The 18,812-nt window shown below is 38.1% G+C and carries 22 protein-coding genes; 13 read left to right on the forward strand and 9 right to left on the reverse strand.

Features of this window, described 5'->3' with window-relative positions; genetic code table 11:
- Nucleotides 1-768, forward strand: coding sequence for a CDP-diacylglycerol--serine O-phosphatidyltransferase (pssA, locus tag DNK85_RS10135; RefSeq protein WP_235842426.1), 768 nt, complete (start codon nucleotides 1-3; stop codon nucleotides 766-768).
- A 5-nt stretch (nucleotides 769-773) separates the two neighbouring features.
- Here pssA and DNK85_RS10140 read toward each other — a convergent pair whose 3' ends face one another.
- The 6 genes from DNK85_RS10140 to DNK85_RS10165 all read right to left on the reverse strand — a co-directional run bounded on the left by DNK85_RS10140 (nucleotide 774) and on the right by DNK85_RS10165 (nucleotide 5,853).
- Complete coding sequence (locus DNK85_RS10140; RefSeq protein WP_119329449.1) at nucleotides 774-1,520, reverse strand: tRNA threonylcarbamoyladenosine dehydratase; 747 nt, start codon at nucleotides 1,518-1,520, stop codon at nucleotides 774-776.
- Nucleotides 1,521-1,599: 79 nt separating this feature from the next.
- Nucleotides 1,600-2,805, reverse strand: coding sequence for a signal recognition particle-docking protein FtsY (gene ftsY / locus DNK85_RS10145; RefSeq protein WP_119329450.1), 1,206 nt, complete (start codon nucleotides 2,803-2,805; stop codon nucleotides 1,600-1,602).
- Between the two features lie 237 nt (nucleotides 2,806-3,042).
- Nucleotides 3,043-4,008 (reverse strand): beta-ketoacyl-ACP synthase III, encoded by a 966-nt coding sequence (locus tag DNK85_RS10150; RefSeq protein WP_119329451.1) that lies wholly within the window; start codon nucleotides 4,006-4,008, stop codon nucleotides 3,043-3,045.
- 11 nt (nucleotides 4,009-4,019) lie between these two features.
- Complete coding sequence (gene plsX, locus DNK85_RS10155; protein WP_119329497.1) at nucleotides 4,020-5,054, reverse strand: phosphate acyltransferase PlsX; 1,035 nt, start codon at nucleotides 5,052-5,054, stop codon at nucleotides 4,020-4,022.
- Nucleotides 5,055-5,102: 48 nt separating this feature from the next.
- On the reverse strand, nucleotides 5,103-5,288 hold the full coding sequence (gene rpmF / locus DNK85_RS10160) for a 50S ribosomal protein L32 (protein WP_119329452.1): 186 nt from the start codon (nucleotides 5,286-5,288) through the stop codon (nucleotides 5,103-5,105).
- A 31-nt stretch (nucleotides 5,289-5,319) separates the two neighbouring features.
- Nucleotides 5,320-5,853 carry a YceD family protein gene (locus DNK85_RS10165; protein ID WP_119329453.1) on the reverse strand — a complete coding sequence of 178 codons (534 nt, stop codon included), beginning with the start codon at nucleotides 5,851-5,853 and terminating at the stop codon, nucleotides 5,320-5,322.
- A 71-nt stretch (nucleotides 5,854-5,924) separates the two neighbouring features.
- On the opposite strand from DNK85_RS10165, the gene DNK85_RS10170 reads away from it, so the two are divergent.
- Complete coding sequence (locus DNK85_RS10170) at nucleotides 5,925-6,392, forward strand: peroxiredoxin (RefSeq protein ID WP_208123168.1); 468 nt, start codon at nucleotides 5,925-5,927, stop codon at nucleotides 6,390-6,392.
- Nucleotides 6,393-6,420: 28 nt separating this feature from the next.
- The gene (locus DNK85_RS10175; protein WP_119329454.1) at nucleotides 6,421-6,903 is read left to right on the forward strand and encodes a WbuC family cupin fold metalloprotein; all 483 of its coding nucleotides are present in this window, start codon (nucleotides 6,421-6,423) and stop codon (nucleotides 6,901-6,903) included.
- 157 nt (nucleotides 6,904-7,060) lie between these two features.
- Here DNK85_RS10175 and purD read toward each other — a convergent pair whose 3' ends face one another.
- Nucleotides 7,061-8,347 carry a phosphoribosylamine--glycine ligase gene (gene purD / locus DNK85_RS10180; protein ID WP_119329455.1) on the reverse strand — a complete coding sequence of 429 codons (1,287 nt, stop codon included), beginning with the start codon at nucleotides 8,345-8,347 and terminating at the stop codon, nucleotides 7,061-7,063.
- A 372-nt stretch (nucleotides 8,348-8,719) separates the two neighbouring features.
- Between purD and murG the strand changes: the two genes are divergently transcribed.
- A complete protein-coding gene (gene murG, locus DNK85_RS10185; protein ID WP_119329456.1) occupies nucleotides 8,720-9,823 on the forward strand; it encodes an undecaprenyldiphospho-muramoylpentapeptide beta-N-acetylglucosaminyltransferase in 1,104 nt (367 codons plus the stop codon).
- Between the two features lie 40 nt (nucleotides 9,824-9,863).
- On the opposite strand, the gene DNK85_RS10190 is transcribed toward murG, so the two are convergent.
- Both DNK85_RS10190 and trpR read right to left on the reverse strand, forming a co-directional pair.
- The gene (locus DNK85_RS10190; protein WP_119329457.1) at nucleotides 9,864-10,364 is read right to left on the reverse strand and encodes a GNAT family N-acetyltransferase; all 501 of its coding nucleotides are present in this window, start codon (nucleotides 10,362-10,364) and stop codon (nucleotides 9,864-9,866) included.
- A 10-nt stretch (nucleotides 10,365-10,374) separates the two neighbouring features.
- The gene (gene trpR, locus DNK85_RS10195) at nucleotides 10,375-10,665 is read right to left on the reverse strand and encodes a trp operon repressor (protein WP_119329458.1); all 291 of its coding nucleotides are present in this window, start codon (nucleotides 10,663-10,665) and stop codon (nucleotides 10,375-10,377) included.
- Nucleotides 10,666-10,935: 270 nt separating this feature from the next.
- On the opposite strand from trpR, the gene DNK85_RS10200 reads away from it, so the two are divergent.
- From DNK85_RS10200 to mazG, 9 genes are all read left to right on the forward strand, one after another.
- Nucleotides 10,936-11,604 (forward strand): protein-L-isoaspartate O-methyltransferase family protein, encoded by a 669-nt coding sequence (locus DNK85_RS10200; RefSeq protein ID WP_119329459.1) that lies wholly within the window; start codon nucleotides 10,936-10,938, stop codon nucleotides 11,602-11,604.
- A gap of 30 nt (nucleotides 11,605-11,634) precedes the next feature.
- Nucleotides 11,635-13,062 carry a TolC family outer membrane protein gene (locus tag DNK85_RS10205; protein ID WP_119329460.1) on the forward strand — a complete coding sequence of 476 codons (1,428 nt, stop codon included), beginning with the start codon at nucleotides 11,635-11,637 and terminating at the stop codon, nucleotides 13,060-13,062.
- 22 nt (nucleotides 13,063-13,084) lie between these two features.
- On the forward strand, nucleotides 13,085-13,618 hold the full coding sequence (locus tag DNK85_RS10210; RefSeq protein WP_119329461.1) for a TIGR00645 family protein: 534 nt from the start codon (nucleotides 13,085-13,087) through the stop codon (nucleotides 13,616-13,618).
- Nucleotides 13,619-13,691: 73 nt separating this feature from the next.
- On the forward strand, nucleotides 13,692-14,114 hold the full coding sequence (locus DNK85_RS10215; RefSeq protein WP_119329462.1) for a SufE family protein: 423 nt from the start codon (nucleotides 13,692-13,694) through the stop codon (nucleotides 14,112-14,114).
- The gene (locus DNK85_RS10220) at nucleotides 14,095-14,835 is read left to right on the forward strand and encodes a uroporphyrinogen-III synthase (protein ID WP_162896673.1); all 741 of its coding nucleotides are present in this window, start codon (nucleotides 14,095-14,097) and stop codon (nucleotides 14,833-14,835) included. The genes DNK85_RS10215 and DNK85_RS10220 overlap by 20 nt, the downstream gene beginning before the upstream one ends.
- Before the next feature lie 14 nt (nucleotides 14,836-14,849).
- Entirely contained in the window at nucleotides 14,850-16,094 is a 1,245-nt protein-coding gene (locus DNK85_RS10225) for a hypothetical protein (RefSeq protein ID WP_119329464.1), read from the forward strand.
- Nucleotides 16,091-17,263, forward strand: a complete 1,173-nt coding sequence (locus tag DNK85_RS10230) for a heme biosynthesis HemY N-terminal domain-containing protein (protein ID WP_119329465.1) — start codon at nucleotides 16,091-16,093, stop codon at nucleotides 17,261-17,263. Before DNK85_RS10225 ends, DNK85_RS10230 begins: the two co-directional genes overlap by 4 nt.
- Nucleotides 17,260-18,036, forward strand: a complete 777-nt coding sequence (gene gloB / locus DNK85_RS10235; RefSeq protein WP_119329466.1) for a hydroxyacylglutathione hydrolase — start codon at nucleotides 17,260-17,262, stop codon at nucleotides 18,034-18,036. Before DNK85_RS10230 ends, gloB begins: the two co-directional genes overlap by 4 nt.
- The gene (gene mazG / locus DNK85_RS10240; RefSeq protein WP_119329467.1) at nucleotides 18,026-18,811 is read left to right on the forward strand and encodes a nucleoside triphosphate pyrophosphohydrolase; all 786 of its coding nucleotides are present in this window, start codon (nucleotides 18,026-18,028) and stop codon (nucleotides 18,809-18,811) included. The genes gloB and mazG overlap by 11 nt, the downstream gene beginning before the upstream one ends.
- Nucleotide 18,812 lies beyond the last annotated feature (1 nt).

The raw sequence follows: 18,812 nt of genomic DNA on the forward strand, positions 1-18,812 counted from the left end.
ATGAAAGATGATCAGTCGTTAAATAAGCAGTCAATGCAGCGCAGTAAAAGTATTTATGTTTTGCCAAATTTATTCACTTCAGCGAGTTTGTTTGCGGGTTTTTATTCAATTATTGCTGCTTTTAACAGTCACTTTATATTGGCATCAGTGTGTATTTATATTGCAGCAATTATGGATTCATTAGATGGGCGTGTTGCACGCTTAACCAACACGCAAAGTACGTTTGGTGCGGAATATGACTCATTGGCTGACATGGTCTCATTTGGTGTGGCTCCTGCTTTAATTATCTATTTTTGGGCGGTAAAACACTTGGGGCAATTTGGTTGGGCGGTAGCCTTTATTTATCTGGCATGTGTTGGACTGCGTTTGGCACGCTTTAACACGCAATTAGATGATAATAACCCAGAGAGTAAACGCTACTTTACAGGGTTGCCATGTCCGGCATCTGCAGCAACCATTGCTGGATTTGTTTGGTTTTGTAATACCTTAGGACATACATCAGCCGAAGGATGGGTGACGTTCTTTGCGACGATTATTACACTTTACTTATCGGCAATGATGGTGAGTAATATTAAGTTTAGAAGCTTTAAAGATTATGATCTAAAAGGTAAGGTTGTTTTTACGCAAACGGTATTTGTCGTCTTTATCATTGCAATTATCTTTATTGATCCATCGGTTACCTTATTTGTGATATTTATGATTTATGCCCTATCAGGAAGTGTTATTAGAATTTTCAAAGGCAAGAAAACAACAGAGCAAGCCAAATGAATATGTTATTGATTTGCGTGTAAATTCTCACCCACAAGTTGTTTAATTACCATTCCAGCAATCGTCAGTCCAAATAGTGCAGGCATATAACTAATCGTACCATTAACCGCGCGGTCTCGACTATTACCTCCAACGGGTTCAGGAGGTAGTGGTGGCAATGAACTCTCGGTCGAGTAAACGGCAAGAATCCCTTTTTTAACTTTAAGTCGACGTAAGCGAATACGCACAAATTTAGCAAGTTTACATATGCTTGTTTGATAGATATCAGCTACTTTAATTTGTGTGGGATCAAGTTTGCCACCAGCACCCATGCTTGAAATAACCCTATAACCTTGTTTATGCGCATATGCAATAAAGGCAACTTTACAAACAAGGCTATCAATCGCATCAATCACAAAATCATAAGGTTTATCAAATAGAGGTGTCATATCGTCTTTACGAATAAAGTCATCGATAATGTTGACTCTGCAGTTGGGATTGATATCTAAAATACGCTCACGCATGATCTGTGCTTTTTTAACCCCAATATTTGAGTTTAGTGCAACTAATTGGCGATTAAGGTTAGAGCTGGAGACTATATCATGATCAATTAAGGTGATTTCACCGATACCAGCACGTGCTAGCGCTTCAGCGGCAAATGAGCCAACGCCACCAACGCCCGCAAGTAATATGTGTGCCTTTTTAAGTTGTTCAATACCCTTGTCATTAATAAGAATGGCTGTGCGCTCAAAAAGCCCAGTATGTTGTTTCATAGCAAATTCAGTATTTATTTTTTTGCGGTAGTATGCCAGATAAAAAATATAGATGCATTAATTGCGGCTAAGGATTGTTTTAATCTTGCGTAAATAGTGCGTCGATAAAATCCCTTGCATGAAAAGGTCGTAAATCATCAATCTTCTCACCAATGCCAATAAAGCGAATCGGAAGTTGTAATTTTTTGGCAATGGCAAAAATAACGCCACCCTTGGCGGTGCCATCCATTTTTGTGAGGGTAATGCCGGTCACTGATAGGATTTTGTTAAATACCTCTGCTTGCATAATCGCATTTTGTCCAGTACCGGAATCCAGTACGAGCATGACCTCATGCGGTGCTGTAGCATCAAGTTTCTTCATGACGCGTGCAACTTTTTTAAGCTCTTCCATTAAATTATCTTTGTTGTGCAGGCGTCCAGCAGTATCAGCAATAACAATATCAATATGTCTTGATTTAGCGGCTTGTACTGCATCATAAATAACCGAAGCGCTATCAGCTCCAGTATGCTGTGCAATCACAGGAATTGTATTACGCTCGCCCCAGACCTGCAGCTGCTCAACTGCTGCAGCGCGAAAGGTGTCACCTGCCGCTAAGATGACTGATTTACCTTCAGTTTGGAATTTCTTAGCAAGTTTGCCAATCGTTGTGGTTTTACCAGCGCCATTAATACCAACCATCAAAATAACGTATGGTTTATGTATGTCATTAATCACTAATGGTGCTTCGGAAGGAGTAATGATTTCTTTAAGCTTTTCTTTGATAAGATCGGTAAGTGCCTCAATTGTTTGTAGTTCATTGCGACTAACTTTATTGCGCACAGTTTCCATAATTTCTTGTGTTGCTTCAACACCAATATCAGCGGTAAGTAACTGCATCTCAATATCATCAATCAAATCATCATCAATGACTTTTTTACCTAAAAGTAAATCACCAATACCACCACCTAGTTTTGTACGTGTCTTTTTTAGCCCATCTTTTAAGCGTGCAAATAGTCCAGGTTTATCATTGCTATTTGGTTGAACTGTAGTGGCTTGAGTCTGATCTATTGTTGATGTGTTTATGCTAGAGGACACTGATGACTCAGGTGCCTGGGTGTCAATATTTGTTTTAGATTCAGCTTCAATGGGTATTGAAACAGTTGTACTTTCTACTTTGCTTATAGATTCTTGTTGAGGAGCTGCAGGGGTAATAGCTTCTTGTATTTGTCCATTCTTGGAGGCAGGAGAGTCAGGATGTTTGATTTTTTGTTCGTTACTACGCTTAAAGCGGTTAAATAAACCCATGTTGATCAAAGTATAAATTTAAACTAGATGCATTCTGCATGATGCGTTAGACCTTTTCAAGTACGACCTATTGTTATTTGTTGTTTATGCCAAAGAAATCAGGATATTGCTTAATTGAGTCATGGATTTGAAAATAACCTGCTTTACTGTGAGTACATACGTGAGCTTTAATTTTGAATATAGCATCCTTGTTATCAATTGCGCTTAAGGCAACTGCAGTTAATCTTTTGTAGCATGTTAAAATTTAGCAATAAAGCCACCCCAGACAAGGCCAGCACCAAAGGCTTCGGTAAGGATTGTTTGTCCTGGTTTTATTTGGTTATGGCGTATGGCGTGATCAAGTGCTAAAGGAATAGAGGCAGCAGAGGTGTTACCATGTTGTTCAAGGGTGACGATCACCTGCGACATTGGCATATTGAGCTTCTTAGCGGTTGCTTCAAGAATACGGTAGTTTGCTTGATGAGGTACAAGCCAATCAATATCTGTATCATGCATGTTTGCTTTGCTTAAAAGATTTGATACAAGCTCGCTAAGCTTGGAAACTGCCTTTTTAAAGACCTTGTTACCCTCCATATGTAGCATTGTATGGTATTGGGTTTGTGTGAACGGTATTTTACTTAAAAGTCCTGGAATGTTTAAAATATCTTTGCCTTCACCATCACAATATAATGTTGAGGCAATAATCCCTGGTTTATCATTTTGGCTTAGGATAACAGCGCCAGCACCATCACCAAATAGCACACAGGTTGCCCGATCTTGCCAATCAAGTGTGCGTGACATGCGCTCAGAAGCAATGACCAAGGCATGTTTGGCGTTGCCATTTTCAACGTATTGTTTTGCAATATCAACTGCGTAAACAAAGCCACTGCAAGCGGCACTGATATCAAAGGCAGGACAGCAGGGTGCTTTAATCTGTGTTTGCACAATACTAGCAGTTGATGGCATGATGTAATCTGCTGTTCCTGTGGCAACAATAATAAGATCAATGTCTTGACCTTGAAGGTTTGCCATGTTCATTGCGTTGTTGGCGGCTTTTATTGCCATATATGCAGTAGTCTCTGCTTCATTGGCAATATGACGTTGCTTGATGCCAACACGCTGAGTAATCCACTCATCAGAAGTATCAACCATTTTGGCAATGTCGGTGTTATGTAGTACTTTGGCGGGTAAGTAGCTGCCAGTGCCAGTGATTTTTGCAAACATTGTTCTTAGCCTTAAGATTGCATAATACGCTCAATTTGCGTTTGTGTTTTTTGTGGGATATTGTATTTAATTTCTTTAATTGCCTCGTAAATAGCAGTTTCAAAAGCTTCAGCTGAAGCACTGCCGTGGCTTTTGATAACAATTCCTCTTAAGCCAAGAAGTGAAGCGCCATTATATTGGTTGGTATCAAGTTTGCGTTTAAGTCCTGTGAGTACGGGTGCGCTGATCAACATCGCAAGTTTAGAAAAAATACTACTATTAAAGCTATCTTTCAGCATGTCTGCAATAAGTTTAGCAGTGCCTTCCATTGTCTTAAGAGCAATATTTCCGGCAAAACCATCACAAACAATGACATCGGCTTTAGCTGAAAAGATATCATTGCCTTCAACATAACCAATGTAGTTAATATGATCACAGTTTTGTAGCATTTTGGCAGCTTGCTTGATGCTATCCAAGCCTTTCATTTCTTCTTCACCAATATTAAGTAAGGCAACACGTGGTCGTTCTTTACCTTTAAGATTTGCTGCTAATACTGACCCCATAATACCAAATTGAAAAAGTTGCTCAGATGAACAGTTAACATTAGCGCCTAAGTCAAGCATGTATACTGGATCCATTTTTTTGACTTTGTGATCTAAAGAGGGGATGGCATAAACAATTGCTGGGCGATCAATCTCATTTAATGTTTTTAATACAAATTTTGAGGTTGCCATTAGAGCGCCTGTATTACCTGCACTAACACAGGCATCAGCATCACCATTTTTAACTAGGTTAATGGCAACGCGCATTGATGAGTCTTTTTTATTGCGTAGTGCTAATGCAGGTGATTCATCCATCTCCACAATTTCATTAGCATGTACAATGGATAAACGCATAGTATCATATTGTACTTTATAAGATGCTAAAAATTGTTCGATATCTTTAGCAACACCGACAAGGCAGATATGTAAATCAGAGAATTTTTTCAGCGCAGATAAGCAAGCTGGGATGGTGGTTTTTAATCCATGGTCACCACCCATGGCATCAATAGATATTTTATAAGATATTGAACTGGTCACAGTAATAGAGAATAATTGCCTTATCGTGCAGTTATTCTATTCATCATCAGAAGCAACAGCAACTACTTTCTTACCTTTGTAGTAACCGTTGGCAGACACATGATGACGTAAGTGCATCTCGCCTGATGTTTTATCAGTTGAAAGTGCTGAAGCAGTTAATGCATCATGTGAACGGCGCATATCTCTTCTTGAACGACTTTTTTTGTTTTGCTGTACAGCCATTATTAATTCTCCTATTTCACTACTTTGAATATTAATTTTTCTTTGTAAATTTTAGCTTTTTTAAAGCAGAAAACGGGTTCGTTTTGTCCTGCTTATCGCTGTCGCTAGTTTCAAAAACGCCATAGTATGACGTATTTTGTTCAGCTTGACAATCATTTAGTGGTTTTTTTGGGATCATTGGAATGGAAAGTAAAATTTCTTCTTCAAGCAGTTCAATAAGATTGATTTGATTGTTTTTATAAATATATGGGTCATAGGTGTCTGGGAAGTTTTTAAAAAAACGATCATCTGTTACAAAGCCAAGTTTAATCGGGTCGTCAAAGCTAAATGCAAAAGGTTCAAGTGTTCTTTGACAAATGAGCATAACCTTGCCGGCAAGCTGCCCATCAAGTAGTGGTTTGTTATTTTCAAAGTGGAATTTAAAGTTGAGTTGGAAGTCATAGCTGCCATCAACAATACACGCATGTAGTGATGCTAAATGTGAAAAACTAAAGGTTTGATTAAGTACCATCCCTTCTTTAGCAGCTTTAATAGGATCTAAAATGAAAGGTTTTTGTTGTAACATGCTTTATCTCAAGATTATCTTTGTTAAAGTACACGGGTGTTTATGATAATGAAAGTTTAGGAGTATGCAATATGACTTTGCACGTCGGTGAAAAAATAAGCTTGCCACAAGTGGCAATGACCTCAAACAAAACCTTTACGCTTGATAATTACCATGGGAGTTATTTGGTGATTTATTTCTATCCAAAAGATAGCACGCCAGGATGTACGACTGAAAGTATTGGGTTTACCGAACACTATAATGACTTTGCTAAAGTCAATACCAAAATTTTAGGGGTATCAAAGGATAGCTTGAGCTCACATGAAAAGTTCAAGGCAAAGTATAATATGCCATTTGAGCTTGTTGCTGATACCGAAAAGCTGCTGTGTGATGCTTTTGCAGTGCTTAAGGAAAAAAGCATGTTTGGTAAAAAGTATATGGGTATTGAGCGCAGCACTTTTGTAATTGATAAACAAGGCAAACTAATCAAAGAATGGCGTAAAGTTAAAGTACCAGGGCATGTTGAAGAGGTGTTAGCATTTATCAAAAGTTTAAAGTAAGTCGCTTTTGAAATAGGATTTGTTTTATATGAAAAAAATTGATCATGCGCTAATGACTGTGATGGCGCAAAATGCCAAGGAGTCGCCGCGTTTGCGTGCGCATCATAATTTCCACCCTGAGCTATCAGACTCCGTCAATAGATTAGCTATATATCTTAAAAAAGGTACCTACATTCGCCCACATAGACATTCAGAATCGCATAAATGGGAGTTGATAATAGTGCTTAAAGGTCAAATCGGTGTAGTTATTTATGATGATACAAGTGTTATCGTTGACAAGTTTATACTTGGTGTAGGCGGTGATGCTTTAGGGTTTGAAATGACACCCAATACATGGCACTCTCTATATGCAATAAGTGAAGATGCCATGTTTTTTGAAGTAAAGCCTGGTCCCTTTATGCCAACTGTTGAAGGTGACTTTGCCAGATGGGCGCCAAAAGAGGGTGACAAGGAGGTGCCTGAATTTATACAATGGCAGGAATGTGCTAAGGTGGGTGAATCCTATAGATAAGACCCCATGGCACGCTGGTTCTTTATGCTCTATATCCATCACAAACCATTCTACAGATTTTCTTGATTTGCATTCAGTCACCTAAAAGCATTAAAAATGGGAGTATTAAACACTGTGCAAAATCATTTATGGAATAGCTATATGTGGTTAATTGTTTTTATAGTTTGACTTTATTGAATGCTTTTTTGCCAATATCTTTGCGATGATATTCATTTTGCCAAGTAACGCTATCAACTAATTTATAAGCGTAAGCATGAGCTTCTTCAATATCAACACCTAGTGCGGTAGCACAGAGTATGCGCCCACCATTGGTGACAATGCTTACGCCATTGCGCTTAGTACCAGCATGAAAGACTTTACTATTGGAGTCATGTGTTTGATCAAGTCCAATAATAAGGTCACCAGTGGTATAGCTGTTAGGATAGCCGCCAGCTGCCATCACTACGCCTAAGGCTGTGCCTGGATGCCAGTTGGTATCATATTCATCAAGCTCTTCATTTAATGCAGCAAATGCAAGCTCAACTAAATCAGATTCTAAACGCATCATAATAGGTTGTGTCTCAGGGTCACCAAGGCGACAGTTAAACTCCAATGTTTTAATCTCACCATTTGGCATAATCATGAGCCCTGCGTACAAAAAGCCCTTATAGGCTTCGCCTTGACTTTTCATACCGTCAAGAACAGGCTGAATAATGTGTTGCATTACTTTTTGGTGAACTTCATCGGTGATGATTGGGGCTGGTGAGTAAGCACCCATACCACCGGTATTTGGACCTTTATCACCATCGTCGCGCGCCTTATGGTCTTGTGAGCTCGCCATGGCTAATGCATGTGTGCCATCACATAGTACAATAAAGCTTGCTTCCTCACCGCTAAGAAACTCTTCTATAACAATCTCACAACCGGCAGCACCAAAGCGATTCCCTTCGAGCATGTCTTCAATCGTGCTTTCGGCTTCCTGTATGTTTTGAGCAATAACAACGCCCTTCCCTGCAGCTAAACCACTGGCTTTGATAACAACAGGTAGGCTCATTTGTTTGACATATGCCTTGGCTTTGTCAACTTCGGTAAAGTTTTGATAGCGTGCTGTTGGAATATTGTATTTAGTCATAAAGTCTTTGCTAAATGCCTTGGAAGACTCAAGTTGTGCGCACTGTTTCTTTGGTCCCAAACAATTTAAACCATTAGCCTCAAATTCATCAACAATGCCAAGGCTAAGGGGTAATTCAGGGCCGACGATAGTTAGCTCAATGTCATTATCTTTGGCAAAGTTCACTAAATGTGGAATATCAGTCACGGCAATATCAATATTGCTAACTTTGTCCTCGCGCTCAGTGCCGGCATTGCCAGGGGCAACATAGATATGTGTAGCATGCTTTGATTGAGCAAGCTTCCACGCCAGCGCGTGTTCTCGACCTCCGTTACCAATAACTAATATTTTCATGCAGGATTCCTTTGGCATTTGTTTCACAGACTTTAGGTGTTTGTTAGTATATACCGCCCGCAAACCATTTTACAGAATTTCTATCATTGAATTTCTCGTACTTTTGAATGATTGAATTTTGCCAATAGTCTTAGCTATTACCTGCAATCCAATCATTCAAAAGCATCAAAAACTTCTTTGACATTAAACACCACAAAATGATTCACGAGCGGTATACCTCTCACAAACCATTTTACAATATTTCTTATCTTGTGTTTTATTGGGGGTATTTGTTGTTTATTGGTGTATAAAATAGCGCATAATCGTTTGCCGTAACTAAGATGTGCGGTACAATTTAGCAAAATTTATGAGATGAGATAGATAAGGGATGGTGTGAAGCATAATCATAATTTAAAACAAAGTGTGCTCATTATGGCAGGCGGCACGGGTGGGCATATATTTCCGGCATTAGCAGTGGCAGATGAGCTTAAGCGTCAAGATATGCAGGTATCTTGGCTTGGTACTGAATATGGCCTTGAGACAAAATTGGTTGGTGAGCGTTATCCACTTTTTTATTTATCGGTCCGTGGTGTGCGTAAAAAAAAGATGATGAAAAAGCTTAGCTTAGCATTTAGTCTAGGTTATGCGGTGTTGCAAGCGATGATGGTTATTCGTAAGCAAAAGGTTAAAGTGGTTGTTGGGTTTGGTGGTTATGCGGCAGGCCCTGGCGGGTTGGCAGCACGTCTTATGCGTGTGCCTTTAATTATTCATGAGCAAAACGCGCGCCCTGGTATGACGAATAAAACATTGGCTAAGTTCGCACGTAAGGTATTGTGTGCTTTCCCAACGAGTGCGTTTAAAACAAAATCACCTATTGAAGTCATTGGTAATCCTATTCGTGATGAGATTAAAGTTTTGCATGAGCAAAAACATGATTTTTATAAACATGTGTTAAATGTTTTGGTGTTAGGTGGCAGTCAAGGCGCCAAAATATTGAATGATGCCATTCCAGAGCTTGTGCGTGATTTGCCAAAGGATGCATGTGTTAATTTATGGCATCAAACAGGTGAGAAGACTTATGAGAAGACAAAAAGTGCGTATGCTACAGTATGTTCCAATTATAAGTATGCGCTTAAGATCGAACCTTTTATTAGCGATATGGCAGAAGCTTACCAATGGGCTGATATTGTCGTTTGTCGAGCAGGGGCTTTAACTGTTTCAGAACTGGCTTGTGCTGGTGTGCCTGCTTTTTTTGTACCTTTTGCGCAAGCGGTAGATGATCACCAGTATCATAATGCACAGTTTTTAGTTCAGGCGGAGGCAGCAATTTGCATGCGTGAGCAGAATTTTAATGCGCAGAAATTAATGGCTTTTGTACGTGCGATGGATATGAATCGTGCTCAGCTTGAGAAAATGTCAAATCATGCTAAGGGTGTTGCAAAGTTAGATGCAGTAGCAAAAGTAGTGACAGAAATTAAAAAATATCTTTCTGCTTAAGTGAAAATAGACGTATAAAGTTTAAGTCAAGAAAATTAGTTTATGCGACAAGATGGCTCATTTGAATTTGAGTTATTAACGATTCTTGTCGCATTAGATGCTTTTTTGCATCAGTTAATACCTTCTTCATAATAATCCTGTTTCCCAATTTTTGATTGGACATGTAATCACTGATTTGTAATGGTAACTTAGCCTGAATTGTTTGTTCAAAACCTACGCATTCAAGGTAGTTTGCCCCAAACTGTGTAAATGCATATAGCGCAGCGCAATCAAGTGTTTTAGCAAGAGATTCAATATGATTTAGTAATTTTACGGCAATTTTTTGATTGCGGTGTGCTTTGTGTGTTGTTAATGCCTTAACAATCATTGCATTATGATAGATTTCAACATGCGCAACACCGGCAAGTTGATCGGTTTGGGTAAAAAAGCCAAAAAAAAGCTGTCCTGGACTAAAAAACCATTTAGCATTAAAAAAGTTTACATCAGCAAAAAGTTGTTGAACTTGAGATTGATGTGCTTTTGTTAATGCTTGGATGGTCATAAAGCGCTCCTTAAGTATTAGCTTTTTTAGTTTTGGGTTGTAAGAACTTTTGTTTTATTTCGTCAGGTAGTACCTTTAATGCGTTAGAACAACGCGTTACAGTGCTAATGCTGACCCCTAGGTTTTTGGCAATTTCACGTTGCGGTTTTTCACCTAATATCATGAGCTCAGCCAAGGCATAGCGATTGGATATCTGGTGTTTTTCTTCAAGTGTAAACAAAAAATCCAATAATTTTGTCATTTCAGTTTCATCATTTGTCTGTTGTAAAAGTTTAATTAAGCTTTTCCAGTTGGATTCCATGATTGTGTGACCAAAATTTTGTACTAGTGTAACGATACATGTATGATTATGATATGTCCAGATAAAATTGGTAAAATCTACATATTAACGCTGCCTGGTAAATTAAACTGGGCAATAAATAATAAGCGCTAACAGTATTTGAATATATTAAGCAATGCATTTAGAATAACCAGCACTAAATTATGGTATAGTGTGCCTTAATTGAGGTGGAAGTGACTAAGCAATCACTAGCTAAATAAATTAATACCTAAAGATAAAAAGGTTTTGTGCATGAATGTAGAGCTTGCAAAAGAGAATATGATCAAACAGCAGATACGCACATTGGGCGTGCCTTATGGCGATTTGCTGAGTGTGATTATTGATACTCCTCGTGAGATTTTTGTTCCTAGTAATTATAAAGAAGTGGCATATTCAGAGGTTGAAATTCCTCTGAATCATCATCAATATGAACTGACACCACAAACAGTGACCAAAATGTTGCAATTGCTACAACCTAAAAAGCAAGAGAGGGCGCTTGAGATTGGTTGTGGTAGTGGATATTTAACCGCGCTTTTGGCAAAGCTTACAAAGTTGGTTGATGTGGTAGATCAGTATGAAGATATGCTAAATCACGTAAAAAATGCGTTAAAAACGATTGGTATTTACAATGCTAAATATCATATAAATAAAGAAAATAATATTAATGGTTTAAATCAATTATTCCAACAGTATAATATATTTGATCTAGTGATCGTCAAAGAGATGCAAAAATCAGAGCCTATGGATTATCTAAAATATCTGGCTACCAAAGGCAGAATGTTGTACTTTCTTGAAAAACATAGTTATGCTAAGGCCGTTTTGGTACAAAAGGCTGAGGATGGATCTTACGAGCAAAAGTCAACTTTTGATGTTTATAAGCCGGTAGGTCAAAAGCTGCAGGATGAGATATTTCAGTTTTAGATTGTAATGATAAAAAGGTTAGGTAAATAGATGAAAAAAATCACCTTAGTAATTAGTGGATTGCTTTTCTTGGGATATGCATCGGCAGAGTCTGCAACTTCCGCAGCACAAATGCAAACAATGACTGCTTCAACGAAGTCGGTAACATCAGCTGATGTGTCGCAAAAGCAAGTGAAAAACCTATTAGGTATTTATCAGTTAGCACAAAAGCAAAATGCGCAATATCTGGCAGCAGAAGCGACGTTTAACTCAAGCCAAGAAGCAGTTCCTGCCGCATTAGGTAAGCTTTTGCCAAATATTACAGTAAGCTATAACGCACAAGGTAATTATAGTTCTACTGCCGATGCATCAACAGGTGCTAGATCAAAGTATTTTTCGCAATCACCAAGTATAACGGCAACGCAAGCGCTTTTTAACTGGGGTGCTTGGGGTGGTTATAATTATGCAAGCTATCAGGCAAAAGCCGATGCAATTACCTTTGTAATGGCGCAAGCAAGTTTAATTACTAATGTATCTAGTGCTTATTTTGCAGTATTACAAGCGCAGGATAATCTGGCCTATGCTGAAGCCAACCAGTCATGGAACAAAGAGCTTTTAAGTCAAACGCAAGAGAAATATAAAGTTGGGCTATCTGCAATTACCGATGTTCAAGCAATTAAAGCACAATATGAGCAAGCAGTTGCCTCAACTATTCAGTCAAAAAATGCATTGGCGACATACTATGCAGCACTGAGTCAAATTATTGGTCAGCCAGTTACTGCAGTTGAGAATTTAAGTGATAAATTTCCGTTTGATAAACCGGATCCAGATAATATGGATAAATGGATGGGAATCGCATTAAAGCAGAATTATAACATTGTCCAGAATCAATTTCTTTTAGAAGCTGCTAAGGCAGGTGTTAGTGGCTTGTGGGGCAACTTTTTGCCTGCGGTAACATTAACAGCCAAAGCCTCAAGAGGGTTAAATTATCAAAACACCAATTACACCTCAGGAAGCAACACTGCGTCAGTGGGTGTTGGTGTGTCTTGGAATGTGTTAAATGGTGGTAGTGATTATGCGTCATTAAAACAGCAGCAATATACCAAAGAAGCTTCGAAGTATACGTTGTTAGAAGCTGAGCGAGCGACTGAAAGTCAGTTGAAAACGGCTTATTTGACAGTATTGTCTGATATTGCGCAAGTTGAAGCGTATAAACAGGCCGTGATTGCAGCAGAGGCTTCTGTGAAAGCAATGAAAGCCGGTTATGAGGTGGGAACACATACGATTGTCGATCTTTTGCAACAGCAACAACAACTTTTCCAGGCACAGCAACAGTACGCACAAGCCAAATATGATTATATTAATGATTTATTAACGCTTAAGAATACAGCAGGTGTGATCAGTTATAAAGATGTTGATGCGATCAATAAATGGCTAACTGCAGATAAAGTTTCTACCAAAAGTAGCAGTAAAATTTAGTTTTAGTTAAGGCATCTCCTAAATGTCAAATAACAAAAAAAACGGTAGATTAAGCTATATAGAAATTTTTCTTGAGCGTATTGTTTTTGCCAGTCGTTGGATTCAGGCACCGATCTACCTCATTTTGATATTGGTGCTTTTGGCATTTGTCTATCAAATGGCTAATGAGGTGCTACATCTTTTTGAGAGTATCAATATACTTAAGCCACATGAGTTAATCGTTTTGGGGTTAACACTTTGTGATACTGTTTTGGTTGCAAATTTGATCGTTATTGTAATTATCAGTGGTTATGAGAATTTTGTCTCGAAGATTGATGTCGAGCATAAATCTGGTGAGCCGATTTGGATTAAGCGTTTATCTCATACAGGCGTTAAGCTTAAAATTGCGGGTTCTATTGTAGCGATTTCGTCGATTTCATTGTTAAAACAATTCTTAGATATCCCACAGTTATCGAATCGTGAATTGCTATGGTATGTTGTGTTGCATTTGACGTTTTTGATATCAGCGCTCATATTAGTATTTGTTGGGTTGCTAGAGAAAAAAATTAAAGAATAGAAAAAGGGGTATTATATTATGTATACCTATAAGCGTGGCATTACGGCGCTTAAATAATTTTACTGGATAAATGATGACAATAGAAAAACGCCAACAGGCAATAGTTGAAGACTTTGATTTTTTTGATGATTGGAGTGACAAGTATGCATATCTTATCGGTCTAGGAAAAAGTCTTGAGCCATTTCCAGAGGATAAAAAAGATGAAGCACATATGGTCAAAGGCTGTCAGTCACAAGTATGGTTTGATGTGGTGTTGAATGATGGAAAACTTAAGTTTTATGCTATTAGTGATGCGGCAATCGTTTCAGGCTTAATTGGATTGTTACTAAAAGTCTATAGTGGGGTAACACCACAAGAAATTTTAGCGTCAAACACTGACTTTATGAGCGAGATTGGATTGGCACAACATCTAAGTCCCACACGCAACAATGGATTGCATGCTATGATTAACTACATTTATGGTACGGCACAGAAATATGTCGATGTTAGCGCCTGAAGTTATTGTTTTTAGGCCTGAGCCTAAAGCCGCATTATTGGTTAGTGCACTGCAGTCTCATGGTATTTCAGCATTAGCAATTGAACCATTTACGATTGCATTTACTTCGTTTGAGATACAGAATGCTGCGTATACAGATATTATTTTCACAAGCACCTATGCGGTGGAATCATTTTTTAGTGTCTACCCTGATCATGTAATAATAACTCATGCGAATATTTGGGCAGTGGGTAGCTCTACGGCTAAGGCTTTAGATATGCATGGTATTCAGGCACGTTATCCTGAAAAGGCTGATTCAGAGCATTTATTAGAAATGTTTTCAGATATAAATCAATCTATAAGTAATCGCCATTTTTTGTTGGTTAAAGGTGTTGGTGGACGTGAGTTATTAGCCAATGTGTTACAACAACAAGCAGCAAGCCTTTCGGTTATTAATTGCTATGAACGTAAGCCTTTTAATAAAAAGGACTTACTTTGGAAATTACAGCAGCTTGATTGGGGTATGATGCATCCTAAGATTTTACTCTATACAAGCTTTGATGCGCTCAAAGCAACGATGCCCATTTTTGATGTTTTTAGTGATTGGCAACAAAATTGTACGGTTACCGTGACAAATAGGCGAATGTTAGACTGGGCTAAACGCCAAGGTTTTGCTAAATTATGTCTGTTAGAGAATTTAAATCATGATCAGCTTGTAACACAGATCACTAAGCTACGATAAGAGGATGTGACAGCATGTCAGAAAAAAGAAGCCAAGAGGATAGCGACACTGGTTTAGCTAAGTCGATAGCTGATGTGAGCATGAAGGAAGAAAGTTTGGCGCTTAAAAAGCATAAAGAAACGCTAAAAAACCCCGATAAGGCAAATAGGATCAGTTGCTGGCGAGGCTATATTGCCATTGTTATTGTGGTATTTATTTTTGCAATTTTAGGTTTGGCAGCAAGCATATTTGCGCTATATAAACAGCAAAGCTATAACAAAACGTTGCAAAAGCTTGAGTCAGTGGCAGCAAAACCGATTGAGACAGACAATACATCGACAAAAATGTTACAAAGTAAGCTGGATGCTCAAGCTGCAAAACTTGATGATCAAGCCAAGATGATTACTGACCTTAAAGCAAAGCAAGCAAGTCAGCAAAATGAAGTAAGTGAAGCACTGAAAGCCAATCAGCTTAATCAAGTGCAGCTGTTACAAAATATGGCACAATTAAAGCAAAGTTATTTGCTTCCTAGCTCAGAGCTAAGCCAGCAGATTCAACAAATGCATAAACAAGCCGTTGTTATTAATCTGCAATTTGCCAAACAAGCTTGGCAGGTTTTAGGCAGTAAAGCACAGAGTTTGTTCTTCTTAAATCAAGCAAAAGCGTTATTGATGAATGTGGATGGTGCAGCTAAATGGATGCCAGCCTTAGAAGAATTGATCACCCAGACTGCTAATGAGCCGAGCATTAATGAAAGCCTAGTTAAAATCAATAAATTGCAGCAATTATTATTAAGCTTACATATTCAACCACCATTAACATTAGCTAAAAATAATCAGTCAAATAAGAACGATGTGCGTGAAATTAATCAGAAAAACAATTGGCAAGACGCTTTATTGCATGCATGGCAGCAGGTGAAATCACTTATTCAGGTTGAGAAAGTCAAACCACAAGATCAGTTATTATTAAGTCAACATGCACAAATGAAAGTTTTAGCAGAACTTTATCAGTTGCTCTGGCAATTAAAGCTTGCAGTAATTAATAACAATGCACAGATGCTAACTGAAGTGAAAACGCAGTTTAAGCAAACGATTGATCAGTACTTTAAAGTTGATGATTCTAGCAGGAAAATTATGGATGTTGTTGCAGCAATTAATGTCGTTAATATCAATGCTATTACTACCAATATTGATGCATTAACTAATGCAATATTAAAAGGGAACAACAATTTATCTGATGATCTCACAGCAACACAACAAACCAAAGGTAATCAGGCATGAAAAAAATCATCTGGTTGGTATTGGTTTGTGCATTAGCTGTATTGATTAGCTTATGGGTGATTGCTAATCCCGGTGTTGTGGCGTTTTTTATTAGAGATACTTTAATCAAATTACCATTATGGCTTTTTGTCATATTGGTAGTTGCACTTTTTTGTGTGCTTGGATTGCTATACCATCTATTAAGATTCGTGTTACTAAGCCCCAGACAGTGGTGGCAAGGTTTGCGTGTACGTAGGCATGATAGGTTGACTTATAAGTTGGTTGAAATGCAGAAAGCGTATTTACTGAGAGATCATCATTTGTTAGAGAAAAAATATACGCTAGCCAAGCTTAATATGCCTGTGATCGGTGATGGTTTGGTGATGCTGTATTGGCAAGGTTTGTTGGCACAAGGCAAGTATCAGGAGTTACAAAGCATTTTGCAAACTTCAAGCAAAGCCAATAAAAAAACATTTGTCTGGCGCTATTATCAGGCGATGGTTTTTTATAAAGTTGAAGCATTTGAGGAAGCAATGCCTTTATTGTCTGTATTAATCAAGGACTTTCCTAATAGTATTGAAATTGTTGAGGCGTTGATTAATTGCCAATTGGCTGAAAAAAGGATTATTGATGCGAAGGATAATCTATTAAAGCATCAGCGCATTTTATCATCATCAACGATTGATAATGTTTTTAAGCAACTATTTACTCATGCTATTTCCTTACGTGATTTAAATGAAATTTGGCAGAGTGTTCCACGTATACATAATTTGTCTCTCAGTGCAGAATATGCGTATTTCAATCGTTTATATAGTTTGTTGCAGCAGGATGAATTTAAAGAGCGTATGCAAAAGAGATTACTTGTATCACTTGATAAAGAGTTGATTAGTTTATATCTTGATCTTGCAAAAGATAATGCCGCGTATGAATTTGTGCGATCGTGTTGGCTCAAACAAAATAAACAGGATGACCAAAGTTTGAATATATTAATAATAAGTTTGGCATTGATTTATCAAGATGATGCGTTTGTAGCAGAAAATTTACATAAAGTACATCAAAGCGCGTTAACAATATCTGAGCAACTGAAATATTTATTGGCAAAAGAGCGATTGGCATATAAGCAATCAATGCCAAACCAAGCACAAAAATACCGTGTGCTGCGTGAGCAATTATTACTGGAGAGTTTATGATTTATGTTAAACGATGGTATTTAAATAACCCACTTAGAAATTACAACTATCTTATTGTCAACGATGTCAATCATACGGCGTTGATTGTTGACCCGACGATGTCGGATCATTACGAGCAGTTTTTAGCAGAGCATCGTCTTGAAGCAGAAGCGGTTCTGCTAACCCATGATCATAGTGATCATATTGCGGCAGTAGCCGCGTTAAAGGCGAAATATAATATACCGGTTTATGCGCATTTTAAGCACTATCGCGGACATCCAGTTGATTACTATGTTGAAGATAATGATGTACTTAACTTTAATACGGCAAATTGTCAGGTGATTACTTGTCCTGGCCATATTGCCTCGCATGTTAGCTTCTATTTTCCACAACAAGGACTCCTTTTTTGTGGTGACACCATATTTACTGCAGGGGTTGGCAATGTCAAAGATAGTACGGCAGATGTGGTGTGCTTATATCACAGTATTGAAAAGTTGCGATCACTTCCTGATGTCACAAAGCTATATCCAGCACATGATTATTTTGAAAATAATTTATCTTTTGCACAATCGATCAATCCACAGGACACATATTACCGTCAGTGGTTTAACAAAGTGATGAATGTAGCGCCTGAAGATAAGCCGATTACAACGCTCGCCGATGAAAACCAAATGAATATTTTCTTTAGAGTCAATGAAGTTAAACTTCAAGAGATGTTACGTCAAGCAAATGTAAATGTTGTCGATGCTAAAACTGCATTTTGTGAATTAAGAGCGCGTAAAGATGTCTTTTAAGGTCTTAGATAAATACCAGATAACAGATTTGCTTGATGTGATGTCTGCATTGCGTGATAAAGACACAGGTTGTGCGTGGAGCCTTGAACAAAGCTGGCAAAGCTTAACACAATACACAATTGAAGAAGCCTACGAATTGGTTGATGCAATAGAGAATCATTCAGTAGATGCAGTGAAATATGAGTTGGCCGACCTGTTAAATCAGATTGTTTTTTATGCGCAAATTGCTAAGGAGCAAGCGCTATTTGATTTTGGAGATATTGTTGATTCATTAACCAAAAAGTTGATTGAACGTCATCCAGATGTTTTTGCTAAAGGTAATATCAAAGATGTTGAAGCTTTAGAACGGCAGTGGCTAGATATGAAGCGATATGAGCGCGGTAAACTAAAAAGCGAGCTTGATGATATTGCCTTAAACTTACCAGCATTAACCATTGCCAAGAAAATACAGACAAGAGCTTCAGGTGTAGGCTTTGACTGGCATAAAACAGAAGATGTCTTTGCTCAGCTTGAAAGTGAGGTGCAAGAGCTCAAGGAGGTGTTATTTGATCAAGAAAAAGCGCAAGAGGAGTTAGGTGATCTATTTTTTAGTTGTGTCAATCTCGCAAGACATTTAAAAGCAGATCCTGAAGCATTAATGCGTCAAGCGAATCAAAAGTTTGCCAGACGGTTCCGCGGTGTAGAGTCCGCACTAAAGGAACAAAATCGCAGTATGCTTGATGTGGACGCTGATGAGTTGAATAGGTTGTGGACGTTGCAGAAACAATTTGAGTGAA

Origin of the sequence: Cysteiniphilum halobium (assembly GCF_003574425.1) — a bacterium.
GTDB lineage: Bacteria > Pseudomonadota > Gammaproteobacteria > Francisellales > Francisellaceae > Caedibacter > Caedibacter halobius.